Origin of the sequence: Garicola koreensis, from assembly GCF_014195445.1 — a bacterium.
GTDB lineage: Bacteria > Actinomycetota > Actinomycetes > Actinomycetales > Micrococcaceae > Nesterenkonia > Nesterenkonia koreensis.
The window spans coordinates 14926-38778 of sequence record NZ_JACIBT010000008.1; the positions used below are offsets into that span (position 1 = coordinate 14926).

Here is a 23853-nt window from a genome sequence, read left to right on the forward strand (position 1 = left end):
TTCCTTTCAGAGTGCATCCGCTATATGACGCATTCTCAGTTCAGTGGTGATGCTCAAGTCCCCGCTGCGGCTCACAGGTGTGGTCCCGCAGCAGGAACTATCAGTGGCAGGGGCAAAGAAGTCGCGATCAGACGCGACGGCGCTTCGGCGGCCGGCAGCCGTTGTGGGCCGAAGGTGTCATGTCCTGGATGGAACCGACCTCCAGGCCGGCGGCCTGCAGCGAACGAATGGCCGTCTCGCGTCCGGACCCGGGACCCTTGACGAAGACGTCGACCTTCTTCATGCCATGCTCTTGGGCACGCTTGGCAGCCTGCTCGGCAGCGCTCTGCGCGGCGAAGGGGGTGGACTTGCGGGAGCCCTTGAACCCGACCTCTCCGGAGGAGGCCCAGGAGACCACGGCGCCGGTGGGATCGGTGATGGACACGATGGTGTTGTTGAAGGTCGACTTGATGTGCGCCTGACCTTGGGTGATGTTCTTGCTGGCGCGACGGCGGGATGTGCGCGCCGCCGTACGAGTCTTAGGGGGCATTGTCTCTCCTGACTACTTCTTCTTGCCTGCGACGGTCTTCTTGGGTCCTTTGCGGGTGCGCGCATTGGTCTTGGTCTTCTGGCCACGGACCGGAAGTCCACGGCGGTGGCGCAGCCCCTGATAGGAACCGATCTCGACTTTGCGGCGAATGTCGGCGGACACCTCACGGCGAAGGTCACCTTCGACCATGTAGTTGGCCTCGATATAGTCACGCAGCGCGACCAGCTGCTCGTCAGTCAGGTCCTTTACGCGCGTATTGGGGTCAATGCCGGTGGCCTCGTGGACCTCGGCAGCGCGGGCGGGACCCACGCCGTAGATGTATGTAAGTGCGATCACCGTGCGCTTTTCGCGCGGGATGTCCACACCAGCCAGACGTGCCATGGGGGCAGTCCTCCTTGTGTTGTTTCCGAAGGTCTTCAGCAGCGCATCCCCAACTGGACCGGGTGGGCCCTGACACCGGAGGCGGCGTCGTGGTCGGGTCTCCGGCCTTCGGCAACCGGAGGTGTGCTTGCCAGCTCTGCGAGCTGCACTGCCGTGTACGTTATTGAGCTGTCTGTTCAGGTGAGGTCTGCGCCTTCTGGCGCAGGCGCTCAGCCCTGACGCTGTTTGTGGCGCGGGTTCTTGCAGATCACCCGGACTACTCCCTGACGACGGATCAGCTTGCAGTCGGAGCAGATCGGCTTCACGCTCGGCTGAACCTTCATAGATCGGTTCTCCTTCTTCTGACGGGGCACGAGGGCGCTGCCCCCGCATCACAAAGGCCCCTTATTTATAGCGGTAGACGATTCGTCCACGGTTGAGGTCGTAGGGGCTCATCTCCACCACCACCCGGTCCTCGGGAAGGATCCGGATATAGTGCTGACGCATCTTGCCCGAAATCGTGGCGAGCACCACGTGCTCGTTCTCCAGCTTCACTCGGAACATTGCGTTGGGCAGGGCCTCTACTACCTGACCCTCTACCTCGATGACGCCTTCTTTTTTCCCCATACACTCCACACACCGTTCGCGATCCCCAAGCTGATCCGGACGCAGTCAAAGACATTCGACGACGCCGACAGGTCAGGGAATCTGGACTTCTGCTTCAGAGTCTCTGGGCATACTCATCCGCAGAGACAACCAACAGACCATCCTACCTGAGTCAAGCACGCCGCGCCAGTCCGGTTACGGGATGGGGACGGGAGTGACTCCCAGCGGCTCCAAGTCGGCGGCGCCGCCATCCTCGGCGGTGAGCACCCAGATCCCCTCGCTGTGCCGGCAGACCGAGTGCTCCCACTGGCTGGCATTGGCACGGTCGGTGGTGACCACGGTCCAGTCGTCGTCGAGCAGTGTGGTCTCCAGGCTGCCGCGGACCAGCATGGGTTCGATCGCCAGTGCCATTCCGGGTTTGATCTTGGGCCCGCGCATTCCGGTGGAGTAGTTGAAGACGTCGGGGGGCAGGTGCATGGCTGAGCCGATGCCGTGGCCCACGTAGTCCTCCAGGATGCCCAACGGGCTGCCCGGCTGAGCCTTGACGTAGCCTTCTATCGCATCGCCGATTTCGCCGACGTGCTTGGCCTCGGCGAAGGCCGCGATGCCGTGCCAGAGAGCCTCGCGGGTGATCGCAGACAGCCGTTCGTCCTCCGCCTCTGCCGTGGATTCCGCCGATGATCCCAGGATCACCGTGCGCGCCGAGTCGGAGTGCCAGCCCTCAACGATGCAGCCGGCGTCGATGGTGAGCACGTCGCCGGACTGCAGAATGCGCTCCCCGGGGATGCCGTGGACGACTTCCTCATTGACCGAGGCGCAGATGTATCCCGGGAACCCGTGATAATTCAGGAAGTTGGGCTTGGCACCGGCCAACGTGATGAATTCCGCAAAGACGTCGTTGAGCTGCGCAGTGCTGACCCCGGGTTTGGCGGCTGCCAGGGTACGGTCCAGGGCTTCGCAGAGTATGGAGCCGGCGGCGTCCATATGACGCAGCTGTGCGTTGCTCTTCAGCTCAATCCGTCCGCGGGAGAACATGCTCAGGCTTTGAGTGCGTCCATGATGCGCGCGTTGACCGTCTCAATCTCCCCGAGGCCGTCCACCTGCTGGAGCAGACCGCGCTGCCGGTACTCTTCGATCATCGGGGCGGTCTCCTTCTGGAAGACCTCCAGACGGTGGCGGATGACGTCTTCGTTGTCGTCAGTCCGCCCGTCGGTCTCCGCCCGCTGGACCAGCCGGCTGGTGAGCTCCTCGGTGTCAGCAGTCAGTTCCAGCACGACGTCGAGCTTCACGTCGAGTCGGGAGCTGATCTCGTCGAAGGCAGCCACCTGGCTGAGGTTTCGCGGGTAGCCGTCAAGCAGGAAGCCCTCGGCGGCGTCGTCCCAGGTGAGCCTGTCCTCGACCATACGGTTGGTCACCGAGTCGGGGACCAGCTCTCCGGCGTCGACGTACTTTTTGGCCTCTTTGCCCAGATCGGTCTCGCCCTTGATGTTCTCTCGGAAGATGTCGCCGGTGGAGATGGCGACGATGTTCAGCTCCTCGGAGATTCGCTTCGACTGAGTTCCTTTGCCGGCGCCCGGTGGTCCGACGATCAGCATGCGTGTCATCGCAGCAGCCCTTCGTAGTTGTGTTGTTCCAGCTGGGCGTTCATCTGTTTCACTGTGGTCAGACCCACGCCCACCATGATGAGGATACTTGTTCCGCCGAACGGGAAGTTCTGGTCGGCCCCGATCAGCACGAACGCGATCAGTGGGATCAGGGCGATGAAGCCCAGATAGAGGGCACCGGGGAATGTGATGCGCGAGATCACGTAGGACAGGTAGCTCTCGGTGGGCTTGCCCGCCCGGATGCCGGGGATGAACCCGCCGTACTTGCGCATGTTCTCGGCCACTTCGTTCGGGTTGAACGTGATGGACACGTAGAAGTAGGTGAAGCCCATGGTCAGCAGGAAGAAGGTGGCCATGTAGACCGGGTGGTCACCTTGGCCGAAGTAGATGCTGAACCAGTTCATCACCGCGGAGGGTTCCTCGCCGGGGGCCGGCTGGTTGAACTGCATCAGCACCGAGGGGAGCATCAGCACCGAGGAGGAGAAGATCACTGGGATCACCCCGGCCATATTGACCTTGATGGGGATGTAGGTGCTGGTGCCGCCGACGGTGCGGCGTCCGATCTGCTTCTTGGCGTACTGCACCGGAACCCGGCGCTGCGACTGCTCTACGAAGACGATGGCGCCGACCAGGATAATGCCGATGACCAGCACCACGGTGAAGATCCTCCAGCCCTGCACGTCCCAGATTTCGCGCATGGAACTGGGGAATCCGGCTGCGATGGCCACGAAGATCAGGATGGACATGCCGTTGCCGATGCCGCGCTCGGTGATCTGTTCACCCAGCCACATGATGAGGGTGACCCCGGTGACCATCACCACGATCATCAGCAGGATGACCGGCAGCGAGTCATCGGGGATGATCTCTCCGGGCTGGCAGCCCAGCAGCGCACCCGAGCGCGCCATGGTGACCAGCACTGTGGCGTTGAGCGTGCCAATGGCGATGGTGAGATAGCGGGTGTACTGGGTCAGTTTGGCCTGGCCCTGGGCGCCTTCGCGCTGAAGCGCTTCGAAGCGTGGGATCACTACTCGCAGCAGCTGAGTGATGATGGCTGCGGTGATGTAGGGCATGATCCCTAGGGCGAATACGGAGACCTGCAGCATGGCTCCGCCGGAGAACATGTTGACGAACGCATAGGCGCCGCCTTCGGTGTTGCCCAGCGCCAGGCAGCGCTGTACGCCGTCGTAGCTCACACCCGGTGCCGGAATGAAGGCACCGATCCGGTAGATCGCAATGATCCCCAGCGTGAACAGAATCTTCCGGCGCAGATCAGGTGATTGAAACACCCTGGCTATTGCGCTGAACAAGCGTCCTCCTCTTAGCGGTCTGCCGACCACACACAGTTAATTATCCTAACCTGTGCCTCAGCAGGGGAAGAATTGACAGTGAAAGTGTTTGAGCCCCCGCCCTGTGTGCTGTTCCCCATCCGGGAGTCAGCAGCACAGGAGTCGGGGGCTCATACACATCAGTGCTGAATCCTCACTCCGGTTGTGGAGCGTTCTTCAGCGCCAGCCTCTCTATGGAGCCACCGGCTGCGGTGATCTTCTCCTCAGCGGATCCGGAGAAGGCCTGTGCCTTCACCGTCAGCGCTACAGAGATCTCTCCAGAGCCGAGGATCTTGACCGGCTTGCCCTTGCGGGCGACACCGTTGTTGATCAGGTCCTGGGCGGTGACTTCCCCGCCCTGCGGGAACAGTTCGCCCAGTTTGGTCAGGTTGACCGGCGAATATTCCACGCGGAAGGGGCTCTTGAAGCCGCGCAGCTTCGGCAGGCGCATGTGCAGCGGAAGCTGCCCACCCTCGAAGCCGGGGCGCACCTGGTAGCGAGCCTTGGTGCCCTTCGTTCCGCGACCTGCAGTCTTGCCCTTGGAGGCCTCGCCGCGGCCCACACGTTGGCGGGCCTTCTTGGAGCCGGGGGAAGGCTTCAGGTCGTGAAGCTTCAGGACCTCGGACTCGGCGCCAGTGTTCTCTGCCATCACTTGGCCTCCTCAACGTTCACAAGATGCTTCACAGTGTTGAGCATGCCCACGGTGACGGCGTCGGCGTCACGGACCACAGTGTGGCTGACGCGCTTCAGACCCAGGGAGCGGACCGTTTCACGGTGCTTGGGCTTGACGCCGATCATGGACTTGATCTGGGTGATCTGAAGCTTCGCATCGGAAACCTTCAGATCCTTGACGGTGTTGTACTGAACAGCAGTGGTCATCGATCATGCACCTGCCTTCTGTGCACGAGCCTCGCGGTCCTCCTGCATAGTGCGGAGCATGCGGGGCGGTGCTACCTCGTCCAGGGCCTTGCCACGGCGTGCTGCCACAGCTTCGGGCTCCTCGAGCTGCTTCAGGGCATCCATGGTGCCGTGAACAATGTTGATGGCGTTCACCGACCCCATGGACTTGGTCAGCACGTCATGTACGCCTGCGCAGTCCAGCACGGCGCGGACCGGACCACCGGCGATCACACCGGTACCGGGCGACGCCGGACGCAGCAGGACCACGCCTGCGGCATCCTCACCCTTGACCAGGTGAGGGATGGTGGAGCCGACCCGGGGAACACGGAAGAAGTTCTTCTTGGCCTCTTCCACACCCTTGGCGATAGCGGCGGGCACCTCTTTGGCCTTGCCGTAGCCGACGCCGACGGTGCCGTCGCCGTCGCCCACGACCACCAGGGCGGTGAAGCTGAAGCGCCGTCCGCCCTTGACGACCTTGGAGACGCGGTTGATGGTCACTACGCGCTCAAGGAACTTGTCCTTGTCCTCGTCGCGCCCACGGCCCCGGTTCTCGCTGCGGCCGCGCCCACGTCCACGGCCTTCGCCGGAGCGTGCGCGCTCATCGCGGTTGTCGTTCTTCTGCTCACCGGCGGCCGCAGTCTGCTGGGCAGCCTCAGTCGCAGTGTTGTCGGTGGACTCAGTCACAGAGAAGTCCTTCTCATTGGTAGGGTTCTCGCTCACAGCTTCAGACCACCTTCCCGGGCGCCGTCGGCGACGGCGGCCACGCGACCGTGGTACCTGTTTCCGGCGCGGTCAAAGACCACTGCCTCTATACCGGCGGCCTTGGCGCGCTCGGCAACCAGCTCACCGACCTTTTTGGCCTTGGCGGTCTTGTCACCGTCGAAGCTGCGCAGGTCAGGCTCCATAGTGGTCACGGAGACCACCGTGTTGCCCACAGTGTCGTTGACGACCTGGGCCACCATGTGGCGGCTGGAGCGGTTGACCACCAGGCGCGGCCGTTCCGCGGTTCCGCTGATCTTTTTGCGCAGGCGCAGGTGGCGCCGGCCGCGGGCAGCGGATTTGGACTTACCCTTGATACCGATAGCCATGGTTTACTTACCTGCCTTTCCGGCCTTGCGGCGAAGCTGTTCGCCTTCGTAGCGCACGCCCTTGCCCTTATACGGGTCAGGTCTGCGCAGCTTGCGGATGTTCGCGGCAACCTCGCCGACCTGCTGCTTGTCGATGCCGGAGACTGCGACCTTGTTTGCACCCTCTACGGTAAAGCTGATGCCCTCGGGGGCTTCAACGGGCACAGGGTGGGAGTATCCCAGCGCAAACTCAAGGTCGTTGCCCTTGGCCAGGACGCGGTAGCCGGTGCCGACAACCTCAAGCTTCTTCGTGAAGCCGTCAGTGACACCGACGATCATGTTGTTGACCAGGCTGCGGGTCAGCCCGTGCAGGGAGCGGTACTCGCGCTCATCGTTCGGGCGGGACACCGTCAGGGTTCCCTCGTCGACCTCAATGATCATGCCCTCAGCGATGGTGCGGTTCAGCTCACCCTTGGCTCCCTTGACGCGGAGCTGACGGCCATCAAGGTTGACCTCGACGCCCGAAGGGATGGTGATCGGAAGATGACCGATGCGTGACATATTGCTCAGACTCCTTCCGAGTTACCAGACGTAGGCGAGGACTTCCCCACCTACACCCTTCTTGCCTGCCTGCCGGTCTGTGAGCAGACCGGAGGAAGTGGACAGGATGGCGATGCCCAAGCCGCCCAGCACATGGGGCAGGTTGGTGGACTTCGCGTAGACCCGCAGACCGGGCTTGGAGATGCGCTTCAGGCCGGCGAGCGACCGTTCGCGGTTGGGACCGAACTTCAGGTCGAGGACCAGGGTCTTGCCGACCTCAGCATCCTCCTCCCGCCACTGCGAGATGTAGCCTTCGGCCTTCAGGATGTCGGCAATACGAACCTTCAGCTTGGAGCTGGGCATGGAGACCTGGTCGTGGAATGCCGAGTTGGCGTTGCGCAGACGTGTCAGCATGTCTGCGACTGGATCAGTCATGGTCATGTGGGGCGTGTGCCCTTCCTCGCTGCGGTTTCCAATCTCCGAAGGCCCTGAAGCGGGCCTCTGGTGAAGGGACCTTCAACGTAGATGCTTACTGGTCTGTCTTGAAGGGGAAGCCCAGTGCGCGCAGCAGCGCGCGGCCTTCCTCGTCGGTGGTAGCGGAGGTCACCACAGTGATGTCCATACCGCGGGGGCGATCGATCTTGTCCTGATCGATTTCGTGGAACACCGACTGCTCATTGAGCCCGAAGGTGTAGTTGCCGTTGCCGTCGAACTGCTTGGGGCTCAGGCCGCGGAAGTCCCGGATACGGGGCAGCGCCAGAGTCACCAGGCGGTCGAGGAACTCCCACATACGGTGACCACGCATGGTGGCGTGCGCGCCGATGGGCTGGCCCTCACGCAGTTTGAACTGAGCGATGGACTTGCGGGCGTGGGTGACCTTCGGCTTCTGCCCGGTGATTTTGGTGAGGTCCTCAACGGCTCCCTGAATCACCTTCGAGTCGCGCGCGGCTTCGCCGACGCCCATGTTCACCACGATCTTCACCAGGCCGGGAACCTGCATCACGTTGGAGTAGCCGAACTGCTCCTGCAGCGTGCTGCGGATCTCTTCGCGGTACTTCGTCTGCAGACGGGGGGTGGTGTTCACGGCAGTCTCGGTCATGACAGCTCCTTCCCGGAGTCCTTGGCGTAGCGGACCTTCTGGGTCTCGCCGTCGACGTCTTCGATCCGGTATCCCACTCGGGTGGGCTTGCCGCTCTCAGGGTCGACCACAGCCACGTTTGAAATGTGGATGGGCGCCTCAGATTCCACGATGCCGCCTTCGGTTTCACCGAACTGGCCGGCACGCAGGTGCCGCTTCGCGCGGTTGATGCCCTCTACCAAGACACGCTCCCTCTTGGGGAGCACCTGCAGCACCTTGCCCTGCTTGCCCTTGTCCTTGCCGGTCAGGATCTGGACGAGGTCGTCCTTCTTTATCTTTGCCATCGTTTACAGCACCTCCGGAGCCAGGGAGACGATCTTCATGAACCTCTTGTCGCGAAGCTCACGCCCGACAGGACCGAAGATGCGGGTTCCGCGGGGGTCGGGGCTGTCAGCCTTGAGGATGACGGCGGCGTTCTCGTCAAAGCTGATGTAGGAGCCGTCGACGCGGCGCGTCTTCTTCCGGGAGCGGACGAGGACGCCGGTCACCACCTCGCCCTTCTTGACGTTGCCGCCGGGGATGGCGTCTTTGACAGTGGCGACGAACGTGTCGCCGATGCCTGCATAGCGGCTTCCCGATCCGCCGAGCACACGAATGACAAGGATCTCCTTGGCACCGGTGTTATCGGCAATCTTCAGCCGCGATTCCTGTTGAATCACTTGGTTTCTCCTATCGTCCTGCGGGATTCGGCGACCCCGCCACCCGCGATCCCCTCCACGCTCTCAGTGCGCGCACTGAGCGGTCTCAGGTCTGTTGGGCTCGCTGGTTCTCACCTGCTGGTGAGCCTTGCGGAACTCGTTCATGAATAGTGGTTCTCCCCCGTCGCTTTCCCATACATCACGGCTCTGTCGAGCAACCTACTTGATGGATGGCCGAGGCGACCTTGGGGGACGTGCGCTGTCCGCGGCGGCCAGAAACCAACGCACACGGGCGCACAACCTCAATATCCTACAGAAAAAAGTGGCGGTATCCAACTCGTCCCCCCGAGCCGGATACCGCCACCTTGGCAGAGAAGCTTATTTGGCCTTCTCGACGACCCTGACCAGACGCCAGCGCTTCGTGGCTGACAGTGGACGGGTCTCCGAGATGAGCACCTGGTCGCCGATGCCGGCTTCCTGGTTCTCATCATGTGCCTTGAACTTGCTGTGCCGCTTCATAATCTTCCCGTACAGGGAGTGCTTCATGCGGTTCTCGACTTCGACGACGATGGTCTTCTCCATCTTGTCGGAGACGACGACGCCGCGCAGATTCTTGCGGTAGTTGCGCTCGGCGGAGCCCTGCTCGACGCTGGTCGCAGCGCTCTCGGTTGATGTCTCGCTCATGCTCAGTCCTCTTCTGTCTCTTCAGCCTCGGCGGTGCCGTTGACGGCCTCGCGGATGCCGAGCTCACGCTCGCGCAGCACTGTGTAGATGCGCGCGATGTCGCGCTTGACTGCCTTGAGCCGGGCGGAGTTCTCCAATTGGCCCGTGGCGGACTGGAAGCGGAGGTTGAACAGCTCCTCCTTGGCACTGCGGAGCTTATCGCTCAGCTCTGCCTCATCCAGGGCCGCGAGCTTGTCAACGGTCAGCTCTTTGGATCCGACTGACATGTTCACTCACCACTCTCTCGGCTGATCACGCGTGCCTTCATCGGCAGCTTGTGGATTGCCAGCCGGAGGGCCTCCTTGGCGACCTCCTCGCTGACGCCGGAGAGCTCAAACATCACTCGTCCGGGCTTGACGTTGGCGACCCACCACTCGGGCGAGCCCTTGCCGGAGCCCATACGGACTTCGGCGGGCTTCTTGGTCAGCGGGTGGTCGGGGTAGATGTTGATCCACACCTTGCCACCACGCTTGATGTGACGGGTCATGGCAATACGCGCCGACTCAATCTGACGGTTGGTCACGTATGCGGGGTCCAGAGCCTGAATACCGTACTCGCCGAAGGCCAGTTCCGTGCCGCCCTTGGCCCTACCGCTGCGGTTGGGCCGGTGCGGCTTGCGGTACTTCACTCGCTTTGGCATCAACATCAGTTCTGCCCTCCTTCAGCGGCAGGTGCCGACCCAGCTGCTGCCGGTGCGCCGTCGCGTCCACGGCCGGCGCCACGACGACGACGCTCTCCGCCGCCGCGTCCACCACGGCCGCCGCGGCCCGAGGGCTGCGCTGCCTGCTGGGCGGCAAGTTCCTTATCGGTCAGGTCGCCCTTGTAGACCCAGACCTTCACGCCGATGCGGCCGAAGGTCGTCTTGGCCTCGTGCTTGCCGAAGTCGATGTTGGCACGCAGGGTGTGCAGCGGCACACGGCCTTCGCGGTAGAACTCGGAGCGGGACATCTCAGCACCGCCGAGCCGGCCGGCCGTCTGGATACGAATACCCTTGGCGCCGGAGCGCATGGCGGAGGAGATGGCCTTCTTCATGGCACGGCGGAACGCCACCCGGGCTGCCAGCTGTTCGGCCACGCCCTGGGCCACCAGCTGCGCGTCCGTCTCGGGGTTCTTCACCTCAAGGATGTTCAGCTGGATCTGCTTATTGGTGAGCTTCTCCAACGCGCCGCGGATGCGATCAGCCTCGGCGCCGCGGCGGCCGATGACGATGCCCGGGCGTGCTGTGTGGATGTCCACACGCACCCGGTCACGGGTGCGCTCGATCTCGACCTTGGAGATGCCGGCGCGTTCGACGCTCTTCTCCAGCATTTCACGGATCTGAACATCTTCTTTCACAAAGTCCTTGTAGCGCTGACCCGGCTTGGACGAGTCGGCGTACCAGTGGGTGATGTGATCAGTGGTGATGCCCAGACGGAAACCATTGGGGTTGATCTTCTGTCCCACTACTGATCTCCACCTTTCTCTTCTGTGCCGACCACGATGGTCACGTGGCTGGTGCGCTTGTTGATGCGGTAGGCGCGCCCCTGTGCACGGGGACGGAACCGCTTCATGGTGGGGCCCTCGTCAACCCGGGCCTCAGTGACGATGTAGTCGTCCTCGTTGAACGCGGTTCCGGCCTTGTCAGCGTGCTGGCGGGCGTTGGCCATCGCGGATGCGACCACCTTATACACCGGCTCCGAAGCGCCCTGGGCGGCGAACTGCAGAATCGCCAGTGCTTCGTTGGCCTGCTTGCCGCGGACAAGGTCGACGACGCGCCGGGCCTTCATAGGCGTCACACGCAGGTAGCGCGCAATTGCCTTGGCTTCCATTGCTTTCCTTCTCTCGTCTTATCTCGAAGATGCAAACGACCGCTGATCAGCGGCGCTTGCCCCTCTTGTCGTCCTTTACGTGGCCGCGGTACATGCGGGTCGGAGCAAACTCGCCGAGCTTGTGCCCGACCATCGACTCGGTGATGAACACCGGGATGTGCTTGCGTCCGTCGTGCACGGCGATCGTGTGGCCGAGCATGTCAGGTATGACCATCGAACGACGGGACCAGGTCTTGATGAGGTTCTTGGAGCCCTTTTCGTTCTCAGCGTCGACCTTCAGGTAGAGGTGCTGATCAACAAAGGGGCCCTTCTTCAGGCTGCGTGGCATGGTAGAGGCTCCCTATCGCTTGTTCTTCGTACGACGGCGACGCACGATGAGCTTGTCGCTTTCCTTCTTGGGACGACGGGTGCGGCCCTCGGGCGTACCTGCCGGGTTGACCGGGTGGCGACCACCGGAGGTCTTGCCCTCGCCACCACCGTGGGGGTGGTCGATGGGGTTCATCACGACGCCGCGGACAGTGGGTCGCACGCCCTTCCAGCGCATGCGGCCGGCCTTGCCCCAGCTGATGTTGGTCTGCTCGGCATTGCCGACCTGACCGATGCTGGCGCGGCAGCGCACATCCACGTTGCGGACCTCGCCGGAGGGCAGCCGCAGCTGGGCGAACTTGCCCTCGCGGGCGACCAGCTGGATTCCCACGCCGGCAGAGCGTCCCAGCTTGGCTCCGCCGCCGGGGCGAAGTTCCACTGCGTGGACCACTGTGCCCAGTGGCATGTTGCGCAGCGGCATGTTGTTGCCGGGCTTGATGTCGGCGTTGGGGCCGGACTCCACGGCGTCGCCCTGCTTCAGCCGGGCCGGGGCCAGGATGTAGCGTTTGGCGCCGTCGGCGTAGTGCAGCAGCGCGATGCGGGCGGTCCGGTTCGGGTCGTACTCGATGTGTGCGACTTTGGCCGGCACGCCGTCCTTGTCCGCGCGACGGAAGTCGATCATCCGGTACTGGCGCTTGTGGCCGCCGCCGACGTGACGGTTGGTGATCTTGCCTGAGTTGTTGCGGCCGCCGGTCTTGGTCAGCGGCTTGAGCAGGGACTTTTCCGGGTTGTCCCGGGTGACCTCTGCAAAGTCCGCCACAGACCAGCCGCGCTGGGCCGGTGTGGTCGGCCTGAGATTACGAATAGCCATGATTCTCTTCCTCGATCAAGTGGTTCCGGCTGCCTTAGGCAGCGGATCCTCCGAAGATGTCAATTGCGTCGCCCTCTTTGAGGGTGATGATGGCCCGCTTGGTGTCGTTGCGGGAGCCCCAGCCGAAGCGAGTGCGCTTGCGCTTGCCCGGGCGGTTGACCGTGTTCACCTTCTCGGCCTTGACGCCGAAGATCTTCTCCACGGCGTACTTGATCTCACTCTTGGTGGACCGGGGGTCGACCAGGAAGGTGTATTTGCCCTCGTCGATGTTGTTGTAGGACTTCTCTGAGATCACCGGAGCGATGATCACATCGCGGGGATCCTTCTGAGTCAGGACGCTCACTGGGACTCCTCCTTCTTCGCACCCTGGGCGTGTGCCAGGAAGGCCTCATATCCGGCCTGTGTGAACACGACGTCGTCGGAGACGAGCACGTCGTAGGTGTTCAGCTGGTCGGCGTAGAGAGTGTGTACGTGGGGCAGATTGCGGGTCGACAGTGCGGCGACGTCGTCGCTGCGGTCAAGCACCACCAACCAGTTGCGGTTGACCCCGCCCACGGAGGCCAGGGCTGCCTTCGCGGCCTTGGTGGACGGCTCGCCGGTCACCAGCGCGTCGACCACGTGGATGCGGTTGTGACGCGCCCGGTCGGAGAGGGCGCCGCGCAGCGCAGCGGCCTTCATCTTTTTCGGGGTGCGCTGGGCGTAGCTGCGGGGCTGCGGTCCGTGGACCACTCCCCCGCCGATCATCTGCGGCGCAATCATGGAGCCCTGGCGCGCACGGCCGGTGCCCTTCTGGCGGAAGGGCTTAGCCGTGGTGCCGGAGCGCTCTGCACGGGTCTTGGTCTTGTGCGTGCCCTGACGGGCGGCAGCCTGCTGGGCGACGACGACCTGGTGGATCAGCGAGGAGTTAGCCTCGACGCCGAAGATCTCTGCGGGCAGGTCTGCGGAAACCTTGGTTGCCATGAGAATCATGCTCCCTTCACTGCCGTGCGGACCAGGATGACCCCGCCCTTGGGGCCGGGAACGGCACCCTTGATGAGCAGCAGGTTCTTCTCGGCGTCCACGGCGTGGACGGTGAGGTTGTGCGTGGTGTGTCGGACGTTGCCCATGCGGCCGGCCATGCGCTGGCCCTTGAACACCCGGCCGGGAGTCGCAGCTCCGCCGATAGCCCCACCCTTGCGGTGGTTCTTGTGCTCGCCGTGGGAGGCGCCGGTGCCGCCGAAGCCGTGACGCTTCATGACACCTGCGAAGCCTTTGCCCTTGGTCTTGCCGATGACGTCGACCTTCTGGTTGGACTCGAACGCCTCCACGGAGAGGTCCTGTCCTGCGGAATAGTCGCCGGCATCTGCGGTGCGGATCTCCACCATGTGACGGCGCGGCGTGACGCCGGCCTTCTCATAGTGACCGGCCAGCGGCTTGGTGACCTTGCGCGGATCAATGGCGCCGTAGCCGATCTGGATCGCGTTGTAGCCGTCGGTCTCGCTGCTGCGGATCTGGGTGACGACGTTGGAGTCGGCCTGGACGACAGTGACGGGGACGAGGTTGTTGTCTTCGTCCCAGACCTGGGTCATGCCGAGCTTCGTGCCCAGCAGACCCTTCACAGGCAGTTCAGTGCGGGAAATGTTGGTCATAGTTCTCTCAGCACCCCCTCTTAAAGCTTGATCTCGATGTTGACGTCTGCAGGCAGATCGAGACGCATCAGGGAGTCGACGGCCTTCGGCGTCGGGTCCACAATGTCGATCAGACGCTTATGCGTGCGCATCTCGAAGTGCTCGCGGGAGTCCTTGTACTTGTGAGGAGAACGAATCACAGCGTAAACGTTCTTCTCAGTCGGCAGCGGCACGGGGCCGACGACCGTGGCGCCTGCGCGCGTGACCGTGTCGACGATCTTCCGAGCCGAGGTGTCGATGACCTCGTGGTCGTACGACTTCAGCCGGATGCGGATTTTCTGTCCCGCCATGGCGTTGAGCCTCTTTCTGGTCCGATGTTCGTTTCGTCCGTTGTCAGTCAGGCCATGGGGTTAGGACACAGAATGTCCCCAGAAAGAGCTGTCAAACGCCTTCTGCAATTATGGCCCGACCGAACAGGCCGAATCCAGCGTGCTGCTGGGTTCCTCGGCCTGCTGGCTTCCGGTCCCCGCGGTCGGGCGTGTCGCTTATTGCTCAATGCCCAAAAACTGGGCACAGCGACACCCGAGGGTTCCGGGTTCGTCTTGGGTTCTTCAGCTTCGAACAGACACAGCTGTTCGAACGCAACTTATCCATAGTGCCACGGAAACTGCCGGCGTGGCAAATCGACCTGCTGCTGCAGGCTGTACGGGGTTGAGTCCGCCGCACGTGGACCGCCTGGGCCGGCAGTGCGCAGAAGGACCCCGACGCCGGATAGACGTCGGGGCCCTTCTGCGTGCTCTGAGGATCAGTTCAGATCAGCGTCAATCACGCAATGATCTTGGTGACCTTGCCGGAGCCTACGGTGCGTCCACCCTCACGGATGGCGAAGCCGAGGCCCTCCTCCATAGCGATCGGCTGGATGAGCTCCACGGACATCTCGGTGTTGTCACCGGGCATGACCATTTCAGTGCCCTCCGGCAGCTCAATCACACCGGTCACGTCCGTGGTGCGGAAGTAGAACTGCGGACGGTAGTTCGTGTAGAACGGGTTGTGCCGGCCGCCCTCATCCTTGGAGAGGATGTAGACGTTGGCGTCGAACTTGGTGTGCGGGGTGATGGAGCCTGGGGCCGCCACCACCTGACCGCGCTCGACGTCGTCGCGCTTGAGGCCGCGCAGCAGCAGACCACAGTTCTCGCCGGCCCATGCTTCGTCGAGCTGCTTGTGGAACATCTCGATGCCGGTGACGGTGGTCTTCTGCTTCTCGCGGATGCCGAGGATCTCGACCTCGGAGTTGATCTTCAGCGTGCCGCGCTCGGCGCGGCCGGTGACCACGGTGCCGCGGCCGGTGATGGTGAAGACATCCTCGATCGGCATCAGGAACGGCTTGTCCATGTCGCGCTCGGGCTCAGGGATGTACTCGTCGACGGCGTCCATCAGATCACCGACGGTCTTGGTCCATTCCTCGTCGCCCTCCAGTGCCTTTAGGCCGGAGGTGCGGATGACCGGAACGTTGTCGCCGTCGAACTCCTGCTCGGAGAGCAGCTCGCGGACCTCCATCTCCACCAGGTCCAGCAGCTCTTCGTCCTCGACCATGTCGCACTTGTTCAGCGCGACCAGCAGCTGGGGCACACCGACCTGCTTGGCCAGCAGCACGTGCTCACGGGTCTGAGCCATCGGTCCGTCAGTGCCGGCGACTACGAGGATGGCGCCGTCCATCTGAGCGGCACCGGTGATCATGTTCTTCACGTAGTCAGCGTGACCGGGTGCGTCTACGTGGGCGTAGTGCCGTGCTTCGGTCTGGTACTCCACGTGGGAGACGTTGATGGTGATGCCGCGGTCGCGCTCCTCCGGAGCGTTGTCGACCTGGTCGTAGGACTTGAACTCGTTCAGGTCCGGGTATTTCTCCGCCAGCACCTTGGAAATAGCAGCAGTCAACGTGGTCTTGCCGTGGTCGACGTGACCGATGGTGCCGATGTTGAGGTGCGGCTTAGTCCGCTCGAACTTTGCCTTGGCCACAGGTTCCTCCTATAGAACGTGGTTTACGTCAGTAAGACTTACTTCCGGCACAGGGAATCCCCGGCTGAAACTCTGGTAAGTCTACTCAATAAAGGGGTTATTGGTGAAATTGTGCTACCGCTGAATCTGCAGCTCTGCGCGTGGAGTGCTGTGCACTTTCCGCCGCGCAGAGCAGTCGCCTATTCGCCGCGGCTCTTTTCGATGATCTCTTCGGCCACAGCCTTCGGCACCTCAGTGTAGGAGTCGAATTCCATGGTGAAGACTGCGCGCCCCTGAGTGCGGGAGCGCAGCTCGCCGATGTAGCCGAACATCTCGCTCAGCGGAACGTGTGCCTTGATCACCTTCACACCCGCGGCATCATCCATGGACTGGATGTGGCCGCGACGGGAGTTCAGGTCACCGATCACATCGCCCATGTACTCCTCCGGAGTACGGACCTCCACTGCCATCGAGGGTTCGAGCAGGACCGGGTTGGCGCGCCTGGCGCCTTCCTTGAACACCTGGGAGCCGGCGATCTTGAACGCCATCTCCGAGGAGTCGACGTCGTGGAACTGACCATCGGTCAGTCGAGCCTTGACGCCCACCAGCGGGTAGCCGGCAAGAATGCCGAGTTCCATGGCGTCCTGGATGCCAGCATCGACGCTGGGGATGTATTCGCGCGGAATACGACCACCGGTGACGGCATTCTCAAACTCGTAGAATTCGCCGTCGGAGGTGTCCATGGGCTCGAAGTCCACAATCACCTTGGCGAACTGGCCGGACCCGCCAGTCTGCTTCTTGTGGGTGAACTCGACCTTTTCGACGGCCTTCTTGATGGTTTCGCGGTAGGCGACCTGCGGCTTGCCGACATTGGCCTCGACCTTGAACTCGCGCTTCATGCGGTCCACCAGGATGTCCAGGTGGAGCTCCCCCATGCCGCCGATCTCTGTCTGGCCGGTCTCGTCATTTTGCTGAACGGTGAAGGTCGGGTCTTCAGCAGCCAGCTTCTGGATGGCCGTGGAGAGCTTCTCCTGGTCGCCCTTGGACTTCGGCTCGATGGCCACCGAGATCACCGGCGCCGGGAACGACATGGACTCCAGCACGATCTGGTCGTTCGGGTCCGAGAGCGTGTCTCCGGTGGTCGTGGACTTCAGTCCGATCACCGCGTAGATGTGGCCAGCCTGAACCTCTTCCACCGGGTTCTCCTTATTGGCGTGCATCTGGAAGAGTTTGCCGATGCGCTCCCGCTTGCCCCGGGTGGAGTTCACAATCTGGGCCCCGGAGGTCAGCTTGCCGGAGTAGACGCGGATGTAGGTCAGCTGACCGAAGAACGGGTGAGCTGCAATCTTGAACGCCAGAGCGGAGAACGGCTCGTCCTTGTTGGGACGCCGGGTCATCGCCACAGATTCGTCACCGGGCTTGTAGCCCTGCATCGCATCCACGTCGGAGGGGGAGGGCAGGAAGTCCACCACGGCGTCCAGCACGGGCTGGACACCACGGTTCTTGAAGGCGGACCCGCAGAAGACGGGGTAGGCCTCACCGTTGATGGTGAGCTTGCGGATACCGGCCTTGAGCTCCTCGATGCTGAGCTCTTCGCCCTCGAGGTACTTCTCCATGAGCTCCTCGTCAGCCTCCGCGACGTTCTCAATCAGCTCGTTGCGGTACTGCTCAGCACGTTCCTTGAGATCCTCCGGGACCTCGTGCACCTCATACTCGGCGCCCATGGTGACATCACCCTTGGCGTCGCCGGGCCACAGCAGAGCCTTCATAGTCAGCAGGTCCACGACGCCGGTGAAGTCGCTCTCGGAGCCGACGGGCAGCTGCATCACCAGCGGCTTGGCGCCGAGGCGGGACTTGATGGTGTCTACGGTGAAGTAGAAGTCTGCACCGAGCTTGTCCATCTTGTTGACGAAGCAGATGCGCGGCACGTTGTACTTATCGGCCTGGCGCCACACCGTCTCCGACTGCGGCTCCACACCTTCCTTGCCGTCAAAGACCGCCACAGCACCGTCGAGGACGCGCAGTGCACGCTCGACCTCCACCGTGAAGTCCACGTGGCCGGGAGTGTCGATGATGTTGATCTGGTTGTTGTCCCAGAAGCTGGTCACCGCGGCGGAGGTGATGGTGATGCCGCGTTCCTTCTCCTGCGCCATCCAGTCGGTGGTGGAGGCGCCCTCGTGGGTCTCACCGAGCTTGTGATTGATGCCGGTGTAGAACAGGATGCGTTCGGTGGTGGTGGTCTTACCGGCATCGATGTGGGCCATAATGCCGATGTTGCGGACCTTCTTCAGGTCAGTGAGCACCTCTTGTTGTGCCACGGTGTCTTCCCCTTAGTGGTGTAGCTTCTGCGTCTTAGGTTTACCAGCGGTAGTGGGCGAAGGCCTTATTGGCCTCAGCCATCTTGTGGGTGTCTTCGCGACGCTTCACAGCGGCACCAAGCCCGTTGGAAGCGTCGAGGATCTCGTTCATCAGACGCTCAGTCATGGCCTTCTCGCGGCGGTTCTTGGAGTAGCTGACCAGCCAGCGCAGGGCCAGAGCTGTGGAACGGCCGGGCTTGACCTCCACCGGCACCTGGTAGGTGGCGCCGCCGACTCGGCGGGAGCGAACCTCAAGTGCCGGGCGGATGTTGTCCATAGCAGTCTTGAGCGTGTCCACCGCGTTCTCACCGGTCTTCTGGGCCACGCCGTCCAGCGCCCCGTAAACGATGCGCTGGGCAGTGGCGCGCTTGCCGTGGACGAGCACCTTGTTGATCAGCTGGGTGACCAGCGGCGAGCCGTGGACGGGGTCCTGAACGAGGGGACGCTTCGGAGCGGGTCCTTTGCGGGGCATTACTTCTTCTCCTTCTTCACGCCGTAGCGGCTGCGGGCCTGGCCGCGACCCTTGACGCCCTGGGTGTCCAGTGCGCCGCGGACGATCCGGTACCGGACGCCGGGCAGGTCTTTCACACGGCCGCCGCGGACGAGCACAATCGAGTGCTCCTGCAGGTTGTGTCCTTCACCGGGAATGTAGGCGGTGACCTCGACGCCGCCGCCGAGCCGCACACGGGCGACCTTCCGGAGCGCGGAGTTCGGTTTCTTGGGCGTGGTGGTGTACACGCGGGTGCACACGCCACGACGCATCGGGGACCCCTGCAGCGCAGGGGTGCTGTTCTTGGTGGCTTTGGGGTTGCGGCCCCGGCGCACCAACTGCTGAATAGTAGGCACTATGCGATCTCCATATGTAATGTCTTGGGAGTCCTGTCAAAGGTGGGGTCTCCCGCGGCTGTTCTCATCTGTACACCCGCGGGCCGCGCAAGACGGATCTTCCCCTAGGCGTGCAAAAGTGTGGCATTTGTTGCGCAACGTCCCCGCAACCCGGACCGAGTCCTACTGCCACACAGAAACAATCAAGTCAACAATACCAGCTCGGACACAGACACCGCTAATTGAGCCCTGTGACGACTCTCGACGCACCCGGGGGCGATGAATCACCCTGGCTCCTGCGCCGGCTCAGCTTCTGCGGAACGTGCGTCCCACGATACGGAACGTTACGAATCCTGGTACTGCGGGTCAAGACGGCGTCGGGACAGCGCGGTGGCCCTCGTCGAACTCATAATTGGCGGTGTGCGCCCCAGGGCAGTGCCAGCGCCGCGCGGCGGCAGATGCCCCAGCCGCCGGCCTGCAGTCCGAACACCGGCTTTCCGCGCCCGCCCCCGGACCCAACACCGCAGGTTTTCGTCACCCCTGAGTTCAGCACCGCGCGTTTTCGGCATCACCGCGGAATTTATCCTGCGGTGTTGACGAAAACGCGCGGTGTTAGCGCAGTGAGAGCCTGTCGAAGCCATGACCCGCAGTGTTGCCGGGGTGTGGGACCGCCAGAACCACGAAGGACCCGGCAAGAACGGTGTCTTGCCGGGCCCTTGGCGGTGTCAGTCAGACCTCAGCGCATCAGCGGAAGTCGACGTCGGTGTTGTAGTCATCCAGGGGGATGGCGTGGAACTCGCTGTCGGCGTCAGCCCCGGCGTAGTCGAAGCTGGTGCCGTAGAGGCTGGGGCCGGTGAAGAGGTTCGCCTTGGCGTCCTCGGTCGGCTCCACCTGGGTCTGGGTGTAGCGGTCCAAGCCGGTGCCGGCCGGGATGAGCTTACCGATGATCACGTTCTCCTTCAGACCCAGCAGCGGATCCGACTTGGCCTCCATTGCCGCCTGTGTGAGCACTCGGGTGGTCTCCTGGAAGGAGGCGGCCGAGAGCCAGGAGTCGGTGGCCAGGGACGCCTTGGTGATGCCCATCAGCTCGTCACGGCCGGAGGCTGGGCGCTGGCCCTGCTCGAAGGCGGCCTTATTGGCCTGCTGGAACCGGAACCGGTCTGCCAGCTCGCCGGGCAGAAGCGTCGTTTCGCCGGACTCGATGACGGTGATGCGGCGCAGCATCTGCCGGACGATGACCTCCACGTGCTTATCGTGGATGCCCACGCCCTGGGACTGGTACACCTCCTGCACCTCAGCCACCAGGAACTTCTGGGCAGCCCGGGGGCCGAGCACGCGCAGCACCTGCTTGGCGTCCACGTGGCCGCGGATCAGCTGCGTGCCGACGTCCACGTGGGCGGTTCCGGAGAGGTCCTCCCCGAGGTCCACCAGCAGCCGGGAACGGCGCAGGATCGGGTAGACCTGCTCCTCGGAGCCGTCGTCGGGGGTGAGCACCAGCCGTGACTGCTTCTCATCCTCTTCGAAGTGCACCCGTCCGGAGGACTCGGCGATCGGCGCGACACCCTTGGGCGTGCGGGCCTCGAAGAGCTCCTGGATACGGGGCAGACCCTGGGTGATGTCATCCGCAGAGGCCACACCGCCGGAGTGGAAGGTGCGCATCGTCAGCTGCGTGCCGGGCTCGCCGATGGACTGGGCGGCGATGATGCCCACAGCCTCGCCGACGTCGACCCGGTGCCCGGCGGCCATGGACCGCCCGTAGCAGGAGGCGCAGGTCCCCACCGGTGCTTCACAGGTGAGCACGGAGCGGACCCGGATGGACTTCACACCGGCTTCGAAGAGCTGGTTGATCAGCACATCGCCCACTTCGTCGCCGGCCTGGGCCAACACGTTGCCCTCAGGGTCGGTCGCAGCTTCGGCGAGGATGCGCGAGTAGGCGGAGGTCTCCACCATCTTGTGCATCTCAACCTCGGTGTCGGCCTCGACGTCGTCGCTGATGTAGCGCCGGCCGGACTTGACCAGCACCCCGTCGGGGCGCAGGTCATCGTCATGGGCGTAGTACTTCGGCTGTGCGATCGGCACCACCAGGCCGCGGTTGGTGCCGCAGTCCTCATCCCGGACGATGACGTCCTGGGAGACGTCGACCAGACGACGGGTCAGGTAGCCGGAGTTGGCAGTCTTCAGCGCGGTGTCGGCCAGACCCTTGCGGGCACCGTGGGTAGCGATGAAGTACTCCAGAACCGTCAGGCCCTCCCGGTAGGAGGACTTGATCGGCCGCGACATGATGTCACCCTTGGGGTTGGTCACCAGGCCACGGATGCCGGCGATCTGCCGGATCTGGTTCCAGTTTCCTCGGGCACCTGAGGTGACCGTGCGGTTGATGTTGTTCAGGGAGTCCATCCCGTTCAGCATCGCCTGCTCGATCTCGGTGGTGGCCTTGGACCAGATCTCCTGCAGCTCCTGGGTGCGGTTGTCCCGGCCGATGAAGCCCAGCCCGAACTCTTCCTCCACCTTGGCGACCTGAGCCTCGTACTTGTCCATGATGGCGGACTTGTCGAAGTCGGAGGTGATGTCCGAGATCGCCACGGTCACTCCCGAGCGGGTGGACCAGTAGAAGCCGGCGTCCTTCAGGTTGTCCAGGGTCTGGGCGACCTCCACCGCGGTGTAGCGCTCAGAGATGTCGTTGACCAGACTGCCCAGCTGCTTCTTATCGGCCACGGAGTCCTGCCACGGGTAGTCCGTCGGCAGCAGCTCGTTGAAGAGCACCTTGCCCATAGTGGTCTCGATGGTGGCGGGCTCACCCTGGCTCCAGTCGGCGGGTGCCGGGACATCCTTGGAGGGCACGAAGCCCTCCACGGTGATCTTCGCCGGAGCGTTGAGGTGCAGCTGCTTCAGGTCGAAGGCCATCTGCGCCTCGCCGAGGGCCGAGAACGCGCGGCCGGCACCGACCTCGTCCTCACGGACGGTGGTCAGGTGGTGCAGGCCGATGATCATGTCCTGCGAAGGCAGCGCCACGGGACGGCCGTCGGAGGGCTTGAGGATGTTGTTCGAGGACAGCATCAGGATGCGTGCCTCGGCCTGTGCCTCCGGGCCCAGCGGCAGGTGCACTGCCATCTGGTCGCCGTCGAAGTCAGCGTTGAACGCCGCGCAGACCAGCGGGTGCAGCTGCAGAGCCTTGCCCTCCACCAGCTGCGGCTCGAAGGCCTGAATGCCCAGGCGGTGCAGGGTGGGCGCACGGTTGAGCAGCACCGGGTGCTCGGTGATGACCTCTTCGAGCACATCCCAGACTGCGGAGCGCTGACGCTCCACCATCCGCTTGGCCGATTTGATGTTCTGCGCGTGGTTGAGGTCCACCAGACGCTTCATCACGAACGGCTTGAACAGCTCCAGAGCCATCTGCTTGGGCAGACCGCACTCGTGCAGCTGCAGCTGCGGGCCCACCACAATGACCGAACGGCCGGAGTAGTCCACACGCTTGCCCAGCAGGTTCTGGCGGAAGCGGCCCTGCTTGCCCTTGAGCATGTCGGAGAGCGACTTCAGCGGACGGTTGCCCGGCCCGGTGACCGGGCGACCACGACGGCCGTTGTCGAACAGGTTGTCGACAGACTCCTGAAGCATGCGCTTCTCGTTGTTGATGATGATCTCCGGCGCGCCAAGGTCCAGCAGCCGCTTCAGGCGGTTGTTGCGGTTGATCACCCGGCGATAGAGATCGTTGAGGTCGCTGGTGGCGAACCGGCCGCCGTCCAGCTGCACCATGGGGCGGATCTCCGGCGGAATCACCGGAACCGCCTCCAGCACCATGCCGGTGGGCGAGTTGCCGTTGACCAGGAACGCGTTGAGCACCTTCATCCGCTTCAGGGCGCGGGTCTTGCGCTGGCCCTTGCCGGTGGCGATGGTCTCGCGCAGCGATTCGGCCTCGGCCTCCATGTCGAAGGTCTCCAGGCGACGACGGATGGCTTCGGCGCCCATGTGGCCTTCGAAGTACTGGCCGAACTTGGCGCGCATCTCGCGGAAGAGCGTCTCGTCGCCCTCCAAGTCGCCGACGGCGATGTTCTTGAAGCGGTCCCACACGTCCTGGATCTGCTCGATCTCGGCGTCTGCGCGCTTGCGCAGCTGCCCCATCTGCTTCTCCTTGGTGTCGCGCAGCTTCTTCTTCTCCGCCGCCTTGGCGCCCTCAGACTCCAGCTCCGCCAGGCCGTCCTCGAGCTCCTTGGAGATCGCAGCGATGTCGGCGTCGCGCTGGTTGGTGAGGTGGTTGACCTCCTGGTCGACCTCACTCTGCAGGTTGGGCATGTCCTCGTGGCGACGGTCCTCGTCCACGTAGGTGATCATCGAAGCGGCGAAGTAGATGATCTTCTCCAGATCCTTCGGCGCCAGGTCCAGCAGGTAGCCCAGCCGTGAGGGGACTCCCTTGAAGTACCAGATGTGGGTGACCGGGGCGGCCAGCTCGATGTGGCCCATCCGCTCCCGGCGGACCTTGGAGCGGGTGACCTCGACGCCGCAGCGTTCACAGGTGATGCCCTTGAAGCGCACGCGCTTGTACTTGCCGCAGTAGCACTCCCAGTCCCGCGAGGGTCCGAAGATCTTCTCGCAGAACAGGCCGTCCTTCTCCGGCTTCAGGGTCCGGTAGTTGATGGTCTCGGGCTTTCTGACTTCG

32 protein-coding genes are annotated in these 23853 nt (G+C 63.4%); all 32 read right to left on the bottom strand.

Annotated features, from left to right (window positions below; genetic code table 11):
- Window positions 1-127: 127 nt before the first annotated feature.
- Entirely contained in the window at window positions 128-529 is a 402-nt protein-coding gene (rpsK, locus tag FHX47_RS08695) for a 30S ribosomal protein S11 (RefSeq protein ID WP_183358546.1), read from the bottom strand.
- A gap of 12 nt (window positions 530-541) precedes the next feature.
- Window positions 542-910 carry a 30S ribosomal protein S13 gene (gene rpsM / locus FHX47_RS08700; protein ID WP_183358547.1) on the bottom strand — a complete coding sequence of 123 codons (369 nt, stop codon included), beginning with the start codon at window positions 908-910 and terminating at the stop codon, window positions 542-544.
- A 209-nt stretch (window positions 911-1119) separates the two neighbouring features.
- Complete coding sequence (gene rpmJ / locus FHX47_RS08705; RefSeq protein WP_183358548.1) at window positions 1120-1233, bottom strand: 50S ribosomal protein L36; 114 nt, start codon at window positions 1231-1233, stop codon at window positions 1120-1122.
- Between the two features lie 61 nt (window positions 1234-1294).
- Window positions 1295-1516, bottom strand: a complete 222-nt coding sequence (infA, locus tag FHX47_RS08710) for a translation initiation factor IF-1 (protein ID WP_183358549.1) — start codon at window positions 1514-1516, stop codon at window positions 1295-1297.
- A 174-nt stretch (window positions 1517-1690) separates the two neighbouring features.
- Window positions 1691-2530, bottom strand: a complete 840-nt coding sequence (map, locus tag FHX47_RS08715; RefSeq protein ID WP_183358550.1) for a type I methionyl aminopeptidase — start codon at window positions 2528-2530, stop codon at window positions 1691-1693.
- A gap of 2 nt (window positions 2531-2532) precedes the next feature.
- A complete protein-coding gene (locus FHX47_RS08720) occupies window positions 2533-3099 on the bottom strand; it encodes an adenylate kinase (RefSeq protein ID WP_183358551.1) in 567 nt (188 codons plus the stop codon).
- Complete coding sequence (gene secY / locus FHX47_RS08725) at window positions 3096-4406, bottom strand: preprotein translocase subunit SecY (protein WP_183358552.1); 1311 nt, start codon at window positions 4404-4406, stop codon at window positions 3096-3098. Before secY ends, FHX47_RS08720 begins: the two co-directional genes overlap by 4 nt.
- Window positions 4407-4578: 172 nt before the next feature.
- Complete coding sequence (rplO, locus tag FHX47_RS08730) at window positions 4579-5073, bottom strand: 50S ribosomal protein L15 (RefSeq protein WP_183358553.1); 495 nt, start codon at window positions 5071-5073, stop codon at window positions 4579-4581.
- Window positions 5073-5303 (bottom strand): 50S ribosomal protein L30, encoded by a 231-nt coding sequence (gene rpmD, locus FHX47_RS08735; RefSeq protein WP_183358554.1) that lies wholly within the window; start codon window positions 5301-5303, stop codon window positions 5073-5075. The genes rplO and rpmD overlap by 1 nt, the downstream gene beginning before the upstream one ends.
- Window positions 5304-5306: 3 nt before the next feature.
- A complete protein-coding gene (rpsE, locus tag FHX47_RS08740) occupies window positions 5307-6044 on the bottom strand; it encodes a 30S ribosomal protein S5 (protein WP_343064352.1) in 738 nt (245 codons plus the stop codon).
- Entirely contained in the window at window positions 6041-6412 is a 372-nt protein-coding gene (gene rplR / locus FHX47_RS08745; RefSeq protein WP_183358555.1) for a 50S ribosomal protein L18, read from the bottom strand. Before rplR ends, rpsE begins: the two co-directional genes overlap by 4 nt.
- A gap of 3 nt (window positions 6413-6415) precedes the next feature.
- Window positions 6416-6952, bottom strand: coding sequence for a 50S ribosomal protein L6 (rplF, locus tag FHX47_RS08750; RefSeq protein WP_183358556.1), 537 nt, complete (start codon window positions 6950-6952; stop codon window positions 6416-6418).
- A gap of 21 nt (window positions 6953-6973) precedes the next feature.
- A complete protein-coding gene (gene rpsH, locus FHX47_RS08755; RefSeq protein WP_183358557.1) occupies window positions 6974-7372 on the bottom strand; it encodes a 30S ribosomal protein S8 in 399 nt (132 codons plus the stop codon).
- Window positions 7373-7460: 88 nt separating this feature from the next.
- Window positions 7461-8030, bottom strand: coding sequence for a 50S ribosomal protein L5 (gene rplE, locus FHX47_RS08760; protein ID WP_183358558.1), 570 nt, complete (start codon window positions 8028-8030; stop codon window positions 7461-7463).
- Window positions 8027-8353 (bottom strand): 50S ribosomal protein L24, encoded by a 327-nt coding sequence (gene rplX / locus FHX47_RS08765; protein WP_183358559.1) that lies wholly within the window; start codon window positions 8351-8353, stop codon window positions 8027-8029. Before rplX ends, rplE begins: the two co-directional genes overlap by 4 nt.
- 3 nt (window positions 8354-8356) lie before the next feature.
- On the bottom strand, window positions 8357-8728 hold the full coding sequence (rplN, locus tag FHX47_RS08770) for a 50S ribosomal protein L14 (RefSeq protein ID WP_183358560.1): 372 nt from the start codon (window positions 8726-8728) through the stop codon (window positions 8357-8359).
- Between the two features lie 357 nt (window positions 8729-9085).
- Window positions 9086-9391, bottom strand: a complete 306-nt coding sequence (rpsQ, locus tag FHX47_RS08775) for a 30S ribosomal protein S17 (RefSeq protein ID WP_183358561.1) — start codon at window positions 9389-9391, stop codon at window positions 9086-9088.
- A 2-nt stretch (window positions 9392-9393) separates the two neighbouring features.
- Complete coding sequence (gene rpmC / locus FHX47_RS08780) at window positions 9394-9657, bottom strand: 50S ribosomal protein L29 (protein ID WP_183358562.1); 264 nt, start codon at window positions 9655-9657, stop codon at window positions 9394-9396.
- Window positions 9658-9659: 2 nt separating this feature from the next.
- Window positions 9660-10076 (bottom strand): 50S ribosomal protein L16, encoded by a 417-nt coding sequence (rplP, locus tag FHX47_RS08785; protein WP_183358563.1) that lies wholly within the window; start codon window positions 10074-10076, stop codon window positions 9660-9662.
- Complete coding sequence (gene rpsC / locus FHX47_RS08790; RefSeq protein WP_183358564.1) at window positions 10076-10873, bottom strand: 30S ribosomal protein S3; 798 nt, start codon at window positions 10871-10873, stop codon at window positions 10076-10078. The genes rplP and rpsC overlap by 1 nt, the downstream gene beginning before the upstream one ends.
- The gene (gene rplV, locus FHX47_RS08795) at window positions 10873-11238 is read right to left on the bottom strand and encodes a 50S ribosomal protein L22 (RefSeq protein ID WP_183358565.1); all 366 of its coding nucleotides are present in this window, start codon (window positions 11236-11238) and stop codon (window positions 10873-10875) included. Before rplV ends, rpsC begins: the two co-directional genes overlap by 1 nt.
- A 46-nt stretch (window positions 11239-11284) precedes the next feature.
- A complete protein-coding gene (gene rpsS, locus FHX47_RS08800) occupies window positions 11285-11566 on the bottom strand; it encodes a 30S ribosomal protein S19 (RefSeq protein ID WP_183358566.1) in 282 nt (93 codons plus the stop codon).
- Between the two features lie 12 nt (window positions 11567-11578).
- Window positions 11579-12415: a 50S ribosomal protein L2 gene (gene rplB, locus FHX47_RS08805; RefSeq protein ID WP_183358567.1), complete on the bottom strand. Its 837-nt coding sequence runs from the start codon at window positions 12413-12415 to the stop codon at window positions 11579-11581.
- A 34-nt stretch (window positions 12416-12449) separates the two neighbouring features.
- Window positions 12450-12758, bottom strand: coding sequence for a 50S ribosomal protein L23 (gene rplW, locus FHX47_RS08810; RefSeq protein ID WP_183358568.1), 309 nt, complete (start codon window positions 12756-12758; stop codon window positions 12450-12452).
- Window positions 12755-13375, bottom strand: a complete 621-nt coding sequence (gene rplD, locus FHX47_RS08815) for a 50S ribosomal protein L4 (RefSeq protein ID WP_183358569.1) — start codon at window positions 13373-13375, stop codon at window positions 12755-12757. The genes rplW and rplD overlap by 4 nt, the downstream gene beginning before the upstream one ends.
- Window positions 13376-13380: 5 nt before the next feature.
- Entirely contained in the window at window positions 13381-14043 is a 663-nt protein-coding gene (gene rplC, locus FHX47_RS08820; protein ID WP_183358570.1) for a 50S ribosomal protein L3, read from the bottom strand.
- Window positions 14044-14063: 20 nt separating this feature from the next.
- Complete coding sequence (gene rpsJ / locus FHX47_RS08825) at window positions 14064-14372, bottom strand: 30S ribosomal protein S10 (protein WP_022871716.1); 309 nt, start codon at window positions 14370-14372, stop codon at window positions 14064-14066.
- A 475-nt stretch (window positions 14373-14847) separates the two neighbouring features.
- Entirely contained in the window at window positions 14848-16038 is a 1191-nt protein-coding gene (gene tuf, locus FHX47_RS08830; protein ID WP_183358571.1) for an elongation factor Tu, read from the bottom strand.
- A gap of 179 nt (window positions 16039-16217) precedes the next feature.
- The gene (gene fusA / locus FHX47_RS08835) at window positions 16218-18281 is read right to left on the bottom strand and encodes an elongation factor G (protein ID WP_183358577.1); all 2064 of its coding nucleotides are present in this window, start codon (window positions 18279-18281) and stop codon (window positions 16218-16220) included.
- A gap of 94 nt (window positions 18282-18375) precedes the next feature.
- Entirely contained in the window at window positions 18376-18846 is a 471-nt protein-coding gene (rpsG, locus tag FHX47_RS08840; protein WP_183358572.1) for a 30S ribosomal protein S7, read from the bottom strand.
- Window positions 18846-19220 carry a 30S ribosomal protein S12 gene (rpsL, locus tag FHX47_RS08845; RefSeq protein ID WP_183358573.1) on the bottom strand — a complete coding sequence of 125 codons (375 nt, stop codon included), beginning with the start codon at window positions 19218-19220 and terminating at the stop codon, window positions 18846-18848. The genes rpsG and rpsL overlap by 1 nt, the downstream gene beginning before the upstream one ends.
- A 723-nt stretch (window positions 19221-19943) precedes the next feature.
- The coding region (gene rpoC / locus FHX47_RS08850) for a DNA-directed RNA polymerase subunit beta' (protein ID WP_183358574.1) at window positions 19944-23853 on the bottom strand (3910 nt) is incomplete at its 5' end.

Coding starts and splice junctions, on each gene's coding strand:
- rpsK (WP_183358546.1), bottom strand. CDS start 529: ATGCCCCCTAAGACTCGTACGGCGGCGCGCACATCCCGCCGTCGCGCC.
- rpsM (WP_183358547.1), bottom strand. CDS start 910: ATGGCACGTCTGGCTGGTGTGGACATCCCGCGCGAAAAGCGCACGGTG.
- rpmJ (WP_183358548.1), bottom strand. CDS start 1,233: ATGAAGGTTCAGCCGAGCGTGAAGCCGATCTGCTCCGACTGCAAGCTG.
- infA (WP_183358549.1), bottom strand. CDS start 1,516: ATGGGGAAAAAAGAAGGCGTCATCGAGGTAGAGGGTCAGGTAGTAGAG.
- map (WP_183358550.1), bottom strand. CDS start 2,530: ATGTTCTCCCGCGGACGGATTGAGCTGAAGAGCAACGCACAGCTGCGT.
- FHX47_RS08720 (WP_183358551.1), bottom strand. CDS start 3,099: ATGACACGCATGCTGATCGTCGGACCACCGGGCGCCGGCAAAGGAACT.
- rplO (WP_183358553.1), bottom strand. CDS start 5,073: ATGGCAGAGAACACTGGCGCCGAGTCCGAGGTCCTGAAGCTTCACGAC.
- rpmD (WP_183358554.1), bottom strand. CDS start 5,303: ATGACCACTGCTGTTCAGTACAACACCGTCAAGGATCTGAAGGTTTCC.
- rplR (WP_183358555.1), bottom strand. CDS start 6,412: ATGGCTATCGGTATCAAGGGTAAGTCCAAATCCGCTGCCCGCGGCCGG.
- rplF (WP_183358556.1), bottom strand. CDS start 6,952: ATGTCACGCATCGGTCATCTTCCGATCACCATCCCTTCGGGCGTCGAG.
- rpsH (WP_183358557.1), bottom strand. CDS start 7,372: ATGACCATGACTGATCCAGTCGCAGACATGCTGACACGTCTGCGCAAC.
- rplE (WP_183358558.1), bottom strand. CDS start 8,030: ATGACCGAGACTGCCGTGAACACCACCCCCCGTCTGCAGACGAAGTAC.
- rplX (WP_183358559.1), bottom strand. CDS start 8,353: ATGGCAAAGATAAAGAAGGACGACCTCGTCCAGATCCTGACCGGCAAG.
- rpsQ (WP_183358561.1), bottom strand. CDS start 9,391: ATGAGCGAGACATCAACCGAGAGCGCTGCGACCAGCGTCGAGCAGGGC.
- rpmC (WP_183358562.1), bottom strand. CDS start 9,657: ATGTCAGTCGGATCCAAAGAGCTGACCGTTGACAAGCTCGCGGCCCTG.
- rplP (WP_183358563.1), bottom strand. CDS start 10,076: ATGTTGATGCCAAAGCGAGTGAAGTACCGCAAGCCGCACCGGCCCAAC.
- rplV (WP_183358565.1), bottom strand. CDS start 11,238: ATGGAAGCCAAGGCAATTGCGCGCTACCTGCGTGTGACGCCTATGAAG.
- rpsS (WP_183358566.1), bottom strand. CDS start 11,566: ATGCCACGCAGCCTGAAGAAGGGCCCCTTTGTTGATCAGCACCTCTAC.
- rplB (WP_183358567.1), bottom strand. CDS start 12,415: ATGGCTATTCGTAATCTCAGGCCGACCACACCGGCCCAGCGCGGCTGG.
- rplD (WP_183358569.1), bottom strand. CDS start 13,375: ATGGCAACCAAGGTTTCCGCAGACCTGCCCGCAGAGATCTTCGGCGTC.
- rplC (WP_183358570.1), bottom strand. CDS start 14,043: ATGACCAACATTTCCCGCACTGAACTGCCTGTGAAGGGTCTGCTGGGC.
- rpsJ (WP_022871716.1), bottom strand. CDS start 14,372: ATGGCGGGACAGAAAATCCGCATCCGGCTGAAGTCGTACGACCACGAG.
- fusA (WP_183358577.1), bottom strand. CDS start 18,281: ATGGCCCACATCGATGCCGGTAAGACCACCACCACCGAACGCATCCTG.
- rpsG (WP_183358572.1), bottom strand. CDS start 18,846: ATGCCCCGCAAAGGACCCGCTCCGAAGCGTCCCCTCGTTCAGGACCCC.